This window comes from Micromonospora sp. NPDC004540, assembly GCF_040610095.1.
GTDB lineage: Bacteria > Actinomycetota > Actinomycetes > Mycobacteriales > Micromonosporaceae > Micromonospora.
In genome coordinates, this window is record NZ_JBEXLR010000146.1 from 1 (window position 1) to 11,575 (window position 11,575).

Annotated in this window: 11 protein-coding genes; 7 read left to right on the forward strand and 4 right to left on the reverse strand. The window is 72.8% G+C overall.

Going from position 1 to position 11,575, the window contains the following annotated elements:
- The first annotated feature begins 725 nt into the window (after positions 1 to 725).
- Positions 726 to 1,022 carry a DUF1540 domain-containing protein gene (locus ABZV78_RS29870; protein WP_355643945.1) on the forward strand — a complete coding sequence of 99 codons (297 nt, stop codon included), beginning with the start codon at positions 726 to 728 and terminating at the stop codon, positions 1,020 to 1,022.
- Between the two features lie 60 nt (positions 1,023 to 1,082).
- On the opposite strand, the gene ABZV78_RS29875 is transcribed toward ABZV78_RS29870, so the two are convergent.
- Positions 1,083 to 3,089, reverse strand: coding sequence for a protein meaA (locus tag ABZV78_RS29875; RefSeq protein WP_355643947.1), 2,007 nt, complete (start codon positions 3,087 to 3,089; stop codon positions 1,083 to 1,085).
- A 151-nt stretch (positions 3,090 to 3,240) separates the two neighbouring features.
- Here ABZV78_RS29875 and ABZV78_RS29880 point away from each other — a divergent pair, with 151 nt between their 5' ends.
- Both ABZV78_RS29880 and ABZV78_RS29885 read left to right on the forward strand, forming a co-directional pair.
- The gene (locus ABZV78_RS29880) at positions 3,241 to 4,086 is read left to right on the forward strand and encodes an ABC transporter ATP-binding protein (protein WP_355643949.1); all 846 of its coding nucleotides are present in this window, start codon (positions 3,241 to 3,243) and stop codon (positions 4,084 to 4,086) included.
- The gene (locus ABZV78_RS29885; protein WP_355643951.1) at positions 4,086 to 4,931 is read left to right on the forward strand and encodes an ABC transporter permease; all 846 of its coding nucleotides are present in this window, start codon (positions 4,086 to 4,088) and stop codon (positions 4,929 to 4,931) included. Before ABZV78_RS29880 ends, ABZV78_RS29885 begins: the two co-directional genes overlap by 1 nt.
- Here the strand turns inward: ABZV78_RS29885 and ABZV78_RS29890 are convergent, their stop codons facing one another.
- Complete coding sequence (locus ABZV78_RS29890; protein WP_355643953.1) at positions 4,932 to 5,825, reverse strand: helix-turn-helix domain-containing protein; 894 nt, start codon at positions 5,823 to 5,825, stop codon at positions 4,932 to 4,934.
- 118 nt (positions 5,826 to 5,943) lie between these two features.
- On the opposite strand from ABZV78_RS29890, the gene ABZV78_RS29895 reads away from it, so the two are divergent.
- Both ABZV78_RS29895 and ABZV78_RS29900 read left to right on the forward strand, forming a co-directional pair.
- Positions 5,944 to 7,179 carry an MFS transporter gene (locus ABZV78_RS29895; RefSeq protein WP_355643955.1) on the forward strand — a complete coding sequence of 412 codons (1,236 nt, stop codon included), beginning with the start codon at positions 5,944 to 5,946 and terminating at the stop codon, positions 7,177 to 7,179.
- A gap of 47 nt (positions 7,180 to 7,226) precedes the next feature.
- The gene (locus ABZV78_RS29900; RefSeq protein WP_355643956.1) at positions 7,227 to 8,039 is read left to right on the forward strand and encodes an alpha/beta hydrolase-fold protein; all 813 of its coding nucleotides are present in this window, start codon (positions 7,227 to 7,229) and stop codon (positions 8,037 to 8,039) included.
- A gap of 39 nt (positions 8,040 to 8,078) precedes the next feature.
- Here the strand turns inward: ABZV78_RS29900 and ABZV78_RS29905 are convergent, their stop codons facing one another.
- Together ABZV78_RS29905 and murA are read right to left on the reverse strand one after the other, a co-directional pair.
- Positions 8,079 to 8,927: a 3-hydroxyacyl-CoA dehydrogenase family protein gene (locus ABZV78_RS29905; protein WP_355643958.1), complete on the reverse strand. Its 849-nt coding sequence runs from the start codon at positions 8,925 to 8,927 to the stop codon at positions 8,079 to 8,081.
- A gap of 77 nt (positions 8,928 to 9,004) precedes the next feature.
- Complete coding sequence (gene murA, locus ABZV78_RS29910; RefSeq protein WP_355643960.1) at positions 9,005 to 10,444, reverse strand: UDP-N-acetylglucosamine 1-carboxyvinyltransferase; 1,440 nt, start codon at positions 10,442 to 10,444, stop codon at positions 9,005 to 9,007.
- Between murA and ABZV78_RS29915 the strand changes: the two genes are divergently transcribed.
- Positions 10,443 to 11,015, forward strand: a complete 573-nt coding sequence (locus ABZV78_RS29915; RefSeq protein ID WP_355643962.1) for a cob(I)yrinic acid a,c-diamide adenosyltransferase — start codon at positions 10,443 to 10,445, stop codon at positions 11,013 to 11,015. The two genes, murA and ABZV78_RS29915, sit on opposite strands and share 2 nt — an antisense overlap.
- Positions 10,991 to 11,410, forward strand: coding sequence for a VOC family protein (locus ABZV78_RS29920; protein WP_355643964.1), 420 nt, complete (start codon positions 10,991 to 10,993; stop codon positions 11,408 to 11,410). The genes ABZV78_RS29915 and ABZV78_RS29920 overlap by 25 nt, the downstream gene beginning before the upstream one ends.
- Positions 11,411 to 11,575 lie beyond the last annotated feature (165 nt).

Here is an 11,575-nt window from a genome sequence, read left to right on the forward strand (position 1 = left end):
TACGCAGCATCGTGTTCATGGGGAAGCTCCATTCGGGGGTTGGCGCACCAGACCGATGGGGGTCGGTCGTGCGCAAGCACCGTCAGGCGCTAACAGGAAAGTCTTAGGGGGATCATCCGGCGCGCGGGGCGGAGCCACTTCGTCGCGCCGGGACCATGTACAACGACCGGCCGGCCACCATCATTCCGGGGCCGGCACACCCACCTCGGCGGGCGGCCACCCGCCGTGCGCGGCGGTCTTCCTCGGCCGTTCACCCGGATACAACGACCCCGGCCCGCCGGCCATTCCACCGTCGGGGTGCCGCGGACCACCCGCACAAACCGGACACCGCGCCCACAGCGGGACGGTCGGTGGAACAGCATGGGTGTATCCGGGCGCCGGAGACACCCGTGGCGTTCCACTCACCGCCCAAGGCAGGGCAGGAACCGGACATTCTCGCGACAACCGCTGCGATCTTGGAGGGTTTCCGTTCGTTGCGAACGCGGTAGGTCGCCAAGATCGGAGCGGGTCACCCCGCAGGGTGCGCAAGCGCGACAGCCCCTCGATGCGACCGACACCAGATCGCGCCAAGGTGGCGGTCTTCGGCTCAGGGGCCATACCGCCACCTCGGGACGTCGATCTCGGCGGGAGGGGCACCCCGACCGCATGACCTGAGCCGGATCGCCGGTCGGAGACCGGGACGAACCCCTACGTTCGGGGCAGACGTCCAGAGGAGGGCCGGAGAGATGACCGCGTCGTTGGAGATGCCCCGGGTTCAGGAGTGCGCAGTCAGGTCCTGCGCCTACAACCACACGAACGACTGCCACGCGTTCGCCATCACGATCGGCAGCCCCGACCACGCGCACTGCCACACCTTCGTGGAGCTGCCGGTGCGCGGCGGCGTCGAGCAGATGATCGCCCAGGTGGGCGCCTGCCAGCGCGCGGACTGCCAGCACAACTCCGACCTGGAGTGTCACGCCCCGGCGATCACCGTCGGCCCGAACACGGACCTGGCGGACTGCCAGACCTACGCGAGCCGCTGACGGCCGGAGCCGCCCGACACCCGGCACAACCAGTCAGGGACGGGCGGACCCCGACCGGCGTCAGGACAGGCCGTTGGATTCGCGGATCACGGTGACCAGGTCGTCGATGATGCCGGTCAGCGCGAAGTCCTTCGGGGTGAAGACCCGGGCCACCCCGGCGGCCCGCAGCGCGTCCGCGTCGACGGCCGGGATGATGCCGCCGACCACCACGGGCAGGTCGGCCCGCCCGGCGGCGCGCAGCCCGTCCAGCACGGCGGGCACGGCGGCCAGGTGCGAGCCGGAGAGCACCGAGAGGCCGACCAGGTCGACGTCCTCCTCCACGGCGGCCGCCACGATCTGCCCGGCGGTCAGCCGGATGCCCTGGTAGACCACCTCGAAGCCGGCGTCGCGGGCGCGTACCGCGATCTGCTCGGCGCCGTTGGAGTGCCCGTCCAGGCCGGGCTTGCCGACGAGCAGCCGCAGCCGGCCGCTGCCCAGCTCGCGGGCGGTGGCCGCGACCCGCTCCCGGACCGCGCCCAGGCCGGCGTCGCCGCCGGCGCCGGCCGCGCCGGCCAGGCCCGTGGGTGCCCGGTACTCGCCGAAGACCTGGCGCAGCGCGCCGGCCCACTCGCCGGTGGTCACCCCGGCCCGCACGCACTCCAGCGTCGCCGGCATGAGGTTCTCCGTGGTCGCGGCGTCCGCGCGGAGCCGGGCGAGTGCCGCGTCCACGGCCGCCGCGTCCCGGCCGGCCCGCCACTCGCGTACGGCGGTGGTGGCGGCCGCCTCGACGGCGGGGTCGACCTGCTCGATGGCCTCGGCGCCGGCCGCGGTCAGCGGCGACGGCTCGGTCTCGGTGAACCTGTTGACGCCGACCACCACGTCGGTGCCGGCCTCCATCCGCCGGCGCCGGTCGGCCAGCGAGGCGACCAGGGCGCTCTTCAGGTAGCCGGTCTCCACGGCGGCCACCACGCCGCCCATCTCCAGCACCTTCTCCAGCTCGACCCGGGCCCCGGCGACGATGTCGTCGACCAGTGCGGTCATCACGTGCGAGCCGTCGAACAGGTCCGGATATTCGAGCAGGTCCGACTCGTACGCCAGCACCTGCTGCATGCGCAGCGACCACTGCTGGTCCCAGGGGCGGGGCAGGCCGAGCGCCTCGTTCCAGGCGGGCAGCTGCACTGCGCGGGCGCGGGCGTCCCGGGACAGCGTGACGCCGAGCATCTCCAGCACAATGCGCTGGATGTTGTTCTCCGGCTGCGCCTCGGTGAGTCCCAGCGAGTTGACCTGGACGCCGTACCGGAAGCGGCGCTGCTTCGGGTTCTCGACGCCGTACCGGTCGCGGGTGATCTCGTCCCAGAGCGCGCCGAACGCGCGCATCTTGGCGATCTCCTCGACGAAGCGCACCCCGGCGTTGACGAAGAAGGAGATCCGCTGGACCACGTCGCCCATCCGCTCGGCGGGCACCTGGCCGGAGTCGCGTACCGCGTCGAGCACGGCGACCGCGGTCGCCAGGGCGAAGCCGACCTCCTGCACCGGCGTCGCGCCGGCCTCCTGGAGGTGGTACGAGCAGATGTTCACGGGGTTCCACTTCGGCATCTCGCGCAGCGTGTACGCGATGACGTCGGCGGTCAGCCGCAGCGACGTCGCCGGCGGGAAGATGTACGTCCCCCGGGACAGGTACTCCTTGATGATGTCGTTCTGCGTGGTGCCGGCGCAGCGGGCCAGCTCGGCGCCCTGCTCGGCGGCGACGGTGCCGTAGAGGCCGAGCAGCCACATGGCCGGGGCGTTGATGGTCATCGAGGTGTTCATCTCGGCGAGCGGGATGCCGTCGAAGAGGGCCCGCATGTCACCGAGGTGCGCCACCGGCACGCCCACCCGGCCCACCTCGCCGGCGGCCAGCTCGTGGTCCGGGTCGTAGCCGGTCTGCGTGGGCAGGTCGAAGGCGACTGAGAGCCCGGTCTGCCCCTTCGCCAGGTTGCGGCGGAAGAGCGCGTTGGTGGCCGCGGCGGAGGAGTGCCCGGCGTAGGTGCGCATCACCCAGGGCCGGTCGCGCTCCGGCAGCCGCCCCGAAGGAGCCTTCTCGTCCATGGCCGGAGTTTAAGTTACCGTTCAGTAAAACGGGCTGTGGAAAACCACACAGGTCCATGGAGCGGACCGACGGGCAGGAGCGGCGCGACATGGCCGACACCACCACACCCCGGGCCGCCGGCCGGCCCGCCGGAGTCGCACACTGGACGTCATGGATGACGAGCTCGCGATCTCCGTACGGGGGCTGCGCAAGGCGTACGGCGACAACCTCGCGGTGGCGGGGGTGGACCTCGACGTCCACCGCGGCGAGGTGTTCGCCCTGCTCGGCCCGAACGGCGCCGGCAAGACCACCACGGTGGAGATCCTGGAGGGCTACCGGCGGCGCGACGCCGGCGAGGTGCGCGTGCTCGGCGCCGACCCGGCCCACCCCGACCCGCGGTGGCGCTCCCGGGTGGGCATCGTGCTCCAGGGCACCGGCGAGTTCGACGAGCTGACCGTCGCCGAGGTGGTCCGGCACTTCGCGGGCTTCTACCCCGACGCCGACGACCCGGACAAGGTGGTCGAGCGGGTCGGGCTGGGCGCCAAGGCCGGGGCGCGCACGCACACCCTCTCCGGCGGGCAGAAGCGCCGGCTCGACGTGGCGCTGGGCATCGTCGGCCGCCCCGAGCTGCTCTTCCTCGACGAGCCCACCACCGGCTTCGACCCGGAGGCCCGGCGCGAGTTCTGGGAGCTGATCCGGGACCTCTCCGCCGCCGGCACCACCATCGTGCTCACCACCCACTACCTGGACGAGGCCGAGGCCCTGGCCGACCGGGTCGGCGTGATCGCCGCCGGCCGGGTGGTCGAGGTGGCCCCGCCGAACCGGCTGGGCAACCGGCAGGAGGGGCTGGCCACGGTCTCCTGGCGTACCCCGGACGGGACGCCGGAGACGGCGGAGACCGCGACGCCGACGGCGCTGGTGGCGGAGCTGGCCGCGCGCTTCGGCGGCGAGGTCCCCGGCCTCACCGTGACCCGGCCGACCCTGGAAGACGTCTACCTGCGGATGATCGGACACTGATGACGACCACGACGAAGCCGGCCGCCCCGGTCGCCGCCGCCCGAGGCCGCCGGCCGGGTGGGGCCGCGCTCGCCCTGCGGCAGGGCCGGCTGGAGATCACCCAGTTCCTGCGCTCCCGGGAGTCCGTCGTGTTCACGATGGGCTTCCCGATCATCATGATCCTGATCTTCGCCGCGATCTTCAACGACGAGATCGCCCCGGGCGTCAGCTACACGCAATACTTCATCACCGGCATGATCGCGACCGGACTGATGACGGTGAGCTTCCAGAACCTCGGCATCTGGATCCCGATCGAGCGGGACCGTGGCGTACTCAAGCGCTACCGGGGCACCCCGATGCCGAAGTGGGTCTGGTTCGCCGGCAAGGTGCTCATGGTGGTGGCCATCGGCATCGCGGAGACCGCGCTGCTCCTCGCCGTGTCGGTGGCGCTGTTCGACCTGAACCTGCCGGACACCGCCGCCAAGTGGGCCACCTTCGGCTGGGTCGCCGTCCTCGGCGTCACCGCCTGCACCCTCTGCGGCATCGCCATCTCGTCGCTGGCCCGCACCGCCCGCAGCGGCTCGGCCGTGGTCACCCCGGTCGCCCTGGTCCTCCAGTTCATCTCCGGCGTGTTCTTCGTCTTCACCAGCCTGCCGAGCTGGATGCAGCAGGTCGCCGCGCTCTTCCCGCTCAAGTGGATGTGCCAGGGGCTGCGCTCGGTCTTCCTGCCGGACAGCTTCGGGGCGCAGGAACCGGGCGGCTCGTTCGAGCTGGGCCGCGTCGCCCTGGTGCTCGGGCTCTGGTGCGTGATCGGCCTGGTGCTCTGCCTGACGACGTTCCGCTGGACGACGAAGCGCGACGGCTGATCACCCGCCGGCGACGAGCGCGGCGCCGAGCGGCGTACGCCAGTAGAGCACCTCACGCCCGGACCGCCGTTTGCTGACCGCGCCCGCTTCGAGCAGCACCCGTAGGTGATCGCTCACCGTGCCGAGGGACAGCCCGGTCACCACCACGAGCTGCGAGGTGCTCAGTGGCGCGTCCAGTCGGGCCAGGATGTCGGCCCGGTTCACGCCGATCAACCGGGCGAGACCGTCCGGTGCCGGTGAGGTGGGGTCGACCAGGATCCCGCGCGCCGGGTAGACCATCCCGAACCGGGAGGGCATGTCCCAGACCACCCAGCCGCGACGGCAGTGGGCCGGCAGGAAGACCAGTTGCTCGGCCTCGTGCAGCGACAGCGGTGGTTCCGGGTAGTCGTTGACCTGGAGGCGACCGTCGCCCAGCCAGCGCACGTTGCGGTTGATGTCGGCCAGCGCCCCGGCCCAGCCGCGTGTGCTCAGGGCGGCGGTGCGGGCCACGATGTCGGCCCGCAGCCGGCGTTCCCGCTCCGGCCACTCCGGCGCGACGGTGTGCGTCCAGACCCACTGGAGGAGCTCCATCACCTGCCCGGTGAGGCCGTCCGCCAGTAGCTCGGCCGCGAGCGGTCCCGGGCGGGTGGCACGCAGGTCGGCCCGGATCCGCTCGTCGGACAACCGCTCGACGGCCGCCAGCTCGGCCGCGAACGTCGGGTCCGCCGAGGCGGGCGCGATGGTGAGGAAGTCCGCGATCCACCGGAGGTTGAACGACGCCGACACCAGCGCCCGGGCCACCGGCCGGGCGGCCAGCATCCCTCGGAACGCGTCGACGTGAGGTCGCCGCCAGGCCTGCTCCCACGGGACATGCGCGAAAAGGAGCGTCTTCAGCGCCGCGACCGTCTCGGCCATCGGCGAGACCGTGAACCGGCTCCGCGCGACTAGGTCGGACGGCACCTGCCAGACGCCCACGTTTCGCCTCCAGACGTAACTCTATGGGATCGGCCGGGGGCCTACGGACCATGCCCGGGTGAGAACGTACGCAGAACTGTTCGCGGTCCGGGAGTTCCGCAACCTGTTCCTGGCGAACTGCGCCGGGATCGCGGCCCACACGACGTCGGCGCTGGCCCTGGGCGCGCTGACCTACGCGTCGACCGGCTCGGCTCTGCTCACCGCGCTGAGCATGTTCGGCGCACCGCTGGCGGGTGTCCTCGGCAGTCTGACGTTGCTGTCCGCCGCGGACAGCGTGCCGCCCCGCCGGGCGCTCACCCTCGCCGCCCTGCTGGCCACCGCCGGAGCAGCGCTGCAGGCCGTGCCCGGGCTGCCGCTGTGGGCCCGCTTCGCGATCATCTTCGCCAACGCGTACGTCGGGTCGGTCGCCGGCGGCGCCAGGTGGGCACTGCTCACCGACATCGTGCCGGTCGACGCCTACGTGCTGGCCCGGGCCACGATGAACACCAGCGTCGGCGTCATGCAGATCGCCGGGTTCGGGCTGGCCGGCGTCCTGCTCGTCTGGCTGAACCCGTACCAGGTGTTCCTGCTGGCCCTGGCCCTGCGGGCGGTGTCCGCGGCGGTGGGATGGTTCGGGCTCACCGAGCGTCCGGCCCGGGCCACCGAGCGGGTGACGATCGCCCGCACCCACCTCGTCAACCGACGCCTCTGGGCCGACACCGGCTGCCGGTCGCTCCTCCTCAACCTCTGGGTGCCTGGCGGCCTGATCGTTGGTTGCGAGGCGCTGTTCGTCCCGTACGCGGGTGATCGCGCCGGCTTCCTGCTCGCCGCCGCCGCCCTCGGCATGCTCATCGGGGATGTGGTGGTGGGGCGGTTTTTGTCACCGGCCCGCCGCGAGCGGTGGGTCCACCCGCTGCGGTTGCTGCTCGTCCTTCCATACCTGGCCATCCTGCTGACGCCCCCGCTTCCGCTGGCCATGGCCGTCGCGCTGATCGCGTCGGTCGGCTACGCCGCCACACTGCCGTTGCAGGAGCGGCTGATCGCCCACTCACCGCCCGAGGCCCGTGGCCAGGTGCTCGGGCTGCACGGCAACGGCATGCTGGCCACCCAGGCGGTGTGCGCCGCGCTCGCGGGGGCGATCGCGGACCTGGTCGCGCCGTCGCGCGCCGTCGCGCTGGTGGCCGCGGCGGCGTTGGCCGCCACCGTCGCCCTCACCCCCGGCCTCCGGCGGACGGCCCCCGCCTCGCCGCCCCGATCGGACGGTGGCGGCCTGGGTGAAGCGACCAGACCGGGGCCGGCCACGACGGTCCGGTGAACGACGGCCGCCCCGGTGGGTCACCCGCGGGTGGCACACTCGCCGGCATGGCGCACATCCTGACCCGGCGCACGCTGCTGGCGGCCGGCGCCGGCGTGGCCGGCGCCGCGGTGGTCGGCGGGTTCACCGCCCGGCAGCTCGCCGAGCCCCGGCCCGGGCCGGCGCCCGCCGTGCCGGACGTGCCGGCCGGCGACGAGCGGCTGATCCGGATCGCCTCCGGGGCCCGCGGCCGCGAGGTGGACTTCTGGACGGCCGTGCCCGAGGGGTACGGCGACGGCCGCGGCCTCCCCGTCTGCCTGGTGCTGCACGGCGCCTCGGCCACGCCCCGGGACTACGGCCGGCTCGGGCTGGCCCGCTTCCTCACCGACGCGGTACGCCGCGGCACCCCGCCCTTCGTGCTGGCCGGGGCCACCGGCGGCCGGCTCTCCTGGCGCCGCTCCGGCACCGACGACCCGCAGCGGATGGTCCGCGAGGAGCTGCCCACCTGGTGCGCCCGGCGCGGCTTCGACAGCAGTCGGCTCGCCGTGTGGGGCTGGTCGATGGGCGGGTTCGGGGCGCTGCTGCTCGCCGAGGCGTACCCGGGTTGGTTGCGCGCGGTGGCCGCCTTCTCCCCCGCCGTCCGCCCGGGCGACGCGGTGTTCACGGGCGTGGACCGGCTCCGCGGCACCCCGGTCGGCCTCTGGTGCGGTCGGCAGGACAACTTCCTCAAGGACGTCCGCGCGCTGGCCCGGGCGCTGCCCGAACCCCCGGTACGCGCCGCCTGGGCCGACGGCCGGCACAACTTCACCTACTGGGGCACCGTCATCCCGGACGCGTTCGCCCTGCTCGGCACGGCCCTCACCCCGTCCCGGAAAGCGTGACGCCCCCGGCCGCGAGGCCGGGGGCGCGCGGCGCACGACTCAGTACGAGTAGAAGCCCTGGCCGGTCTTGCGGCCCAGGTCGCCGGCCGTGGCCATGCGCTGGAGCAGCTCCGGCGGGAAGAACTTCTCGTCGGCGGTGTCGGTGTAGATGTTCTTGCTGGCGTTGAGCAGCACGTCCACGCCGGTCAGGTCGACCGTGGCCAGCGGGCCCATGGCGTGGCCGAAGCCCAGCTTGCAGGCGGTGTCCAGGTCCTCGGCGGAGATCACGCCGGACTCGACCAGCTTGACCGCCTCCATGGCGAGGGCGCAGATCAGCCGGGTGGTGACGAAGCCGGCGATGTCCCGGTTGACGACCACGACGGTCTTGCCGATCTCCTCGGCGAACGCCTTGGCCGTGGCCAGGGCCGCGTCGCTGGTCTTGTAGCCGCGAACCAGCTCGCAGAGCTTCATCATGGGCACCGGCGAGAAGAAGTGGGTGCCGACGACCGACTCCGGGCGCTCGGTGGCGGTGGCGATCTGGGTGACCGGGATGGCCGAGGTGTTGGTGGCCAGCACCGCGTCGGACTTGCAGATCTTGTCCAGCGCGCGGAACACCTCGTGCTTGATCTCGATCTTCTCGAAGACCGCCTCGACGACGATGTCCGCGTCGGCCGCCGCCTCCAGCTCGGTGGTCGGGGTGATCCGGGCCAGGGTCGCCTCGACCTCGGACGCCTCGATCTTCCCCTTCTCGGCGAACTTCTGAAGCGACTTCCGGATGCCGTCGACGCCCCGCTTGGTGGCCGCGTCGTCCAGGTCGCGCAGCGTCACCTGCCAGCCCGCCTGCGCCGCCACCTGGGCGATGCCCGCGCCCATCAACCCGGCACCGACGACCGCGAGTCGACCCGCCATCTGCTTCTCCCTCGCTGCGAATGAGTGTCTGCGAGCACCCTAATCCGCGAGGCTGAACGGCCGCTAAGGCGGCCCTCTCAGATGGCGAGGTCGGGTTCCTCCGGGGCGGTGCCGCGTTCCACCTCGACGCCCAGGGCCCGCAGATCGGCCACGAAGTCCGGGTAGCCGCGGTCGACGTGGTGCACGTGCGAGACCTCGGTGATCCCGTCGGCGCAGAGCCCGGCGATGATCAGGCCGGCGCCGGCCCGGATGTCGGTGGCGCGTACCGGGGCGCCGGAGAGGCGCTCGTGGCCGCAGACCAGGGCGTGGTGGCCGTCGGTCTTGATGTCCGCGCCGAGCCGCATCATCTCGTTGGCGAACATGAACCGGCCGTCGAAGATGTTCTCGGTGATCAGCGAGGCCCCGTCGCTGACCGCGGCCAGCCCGATCGCCATCGGCAGCAGGTCGGTGGCGAAGCCCGGAAAGGGCAGGGTGACCACGTCGACGGCCGCCGGCCGGTCGTCCATGCGTACCCGGAAGGCGCCGCCCCGGGTCTCCACCAGACCGCCGGCCGAGACCAGTTTGTCGAGCGCGACCTCCAGGTAGGCCGGGTCGACGCCGGTCACGGTCACGTCGCCGCGGGTCATCGCGGCGGCGAACGCCCAGGTCCCGGCGACGATCCGGTCTCCCACCGTGGCGTGCCGGACCGGGCGCAGCTCCGGCACCCCGGCGATGTGCAGGGTCGACGTGCCGGCCCCCTCGATCCGGGCGCCCATCGAGTTCAGCATCGTGCAGATGTCGACGATCTCCGGCTCCCGGGCCGCGTTGTCGATCGTCGTGGCGCCCCGGGCCAGCACCGCCGCCATCACCAGGTTCTCGGTGGCGCCGACGCTCGGGAAGTCCAGCAGGATGTCCGCGCCGTGCAGCCCGTCCGGGGCCTCGGCGATGACGAAGCCGTGCTCGCCGGAGATCTCCGCGCCCATCCGGGCCAGCCCGGCGATGTGCATGTCCAGGCCGCGCGAGCCGATGGCGTCCCCGCCGGGGTGGGCCACCCGCACGTACCCCCGGCGGGCCAGCAGCGGGCCGAGCACGCAGATCGACGCGCGCAGCCGGCGGACCAGGTCGTAGTCGGCCTCCGCGCCCGGCTGCTCCGGCACGTCGATCACCACCGACCGGGACCGTTCCACCCCGCCCCGGGCGACCATCGGGTCGACCGGGTCGTCGGCGGCGAAGCGTACGACGCAGCCGAGCCGGCGCAGCACCTCGCCCATGATGGCGATGTCGGTGATCCGGGGAACGTTCGTGATCACGCTGCGCCCCGGGGCGAGCAACGCCGCCGCCATCAGCTTCAGCGCCGAGTTCTTCGCCCCGACCACGTGCACGGTGCCGGCCAGCCGGGCCTCACCGAGCACCCGGATGACGTCGACATCGTTGACCGCCGGGTCGCCGGCGTCACCGGGCCCCACCCCGGCCGGCCAGCCGGTGCGGGCCGGCCGCGCCGGGATGGTCAGGTCCGGTATCCGTAGGCTGTGCGTCATGGCCGTCCACCTCACGCGCATCTACACCAAGGCCGGCGACGCCGGCATGACCAGGCTGAGCAACAACGAGCAGGTGCCGAAGACCGATCCGCGGATCGCCGCGTACGCGGACGTGGACGAGTGCAACGCCGCCATCGGCGTCGCGCTCGCCCTGGGGCAGCTCTCCGAGGAGCTGCGGGCGGTGCTGGGGTCGATCCAGAACGACATGTTCGACGTCGGCGCGGACCTGGCGACCCCGGTGGAGCCCGACCCGAAGTACCCGCCGCTGCGGGTCACCGAGGAGTACGTGGAGCGCCTCGAGGGCTGGTGCGACGAGTACAACGCACGCCTGAGCAAGCTCGACTCCTTCATCCTCCCCGGCGGCACCGCTGGCGCGGCGCTGCTGCACGTGGCACGGACGACCGCCCGGCGCGCCGAGCGAGCGGCGTGGGCGCTGATCGCCCACGACCCGGACCGGACCAGCACGCTCCCGGCAAAGTATCTCAACCGGCTCTCCGATCTGCTCTTTATCCTGTCAAGAACGGCAAATCCGGATGGGGATGTGCTATGGGTGCCGGGCGGCAAGCGCTGACCGTCGGCGCGCTGCACCACGTGGAGGTGTGGGTACCCGATCTCGCCGCTGCCAGGCGTAGTTGGGGCTGGCTCCTCGGCGAGCTGGGCTGGACGCCGTACCAGGACTGGCCCGCCGGACGGTCCTGGCGGCTCGGCCCGACGTACCTGGTCCTGGAGGAGTCGCCGGCACTCACCGGACGCGCGCACGACCGGTGCGCGCCGGGCCTCAACCACCTGGCCTTCCACGCCGGCCCGCCGGCCGCCGTGGACCGGCTGGTCGCCGCCGCGCCCGAACACGGCTGGGAGCTGCTCTTTCCCGACCGCCATCCGCACGCCGGCGGCCCGGAGACCTACGCCGCCTACATCTCCGACACCCAGGGGTACGAGGTCGAACTGGTCGCCCACCTCGCCTGACCGGTCCCGGGCGGGATCCGCAGACGCCGCTGGCCGGCACCCCGTTTTGCGGGGTACCGGCCAGCGGTTCTTGGCTCAGCTGTTCCAGTGCTTCTTGACGATGTCGGCGGCCTGCTGCTCCCACTGGGCGTAGGCGTCCGGGTAGGCCGAGACCTGCACGGTCTG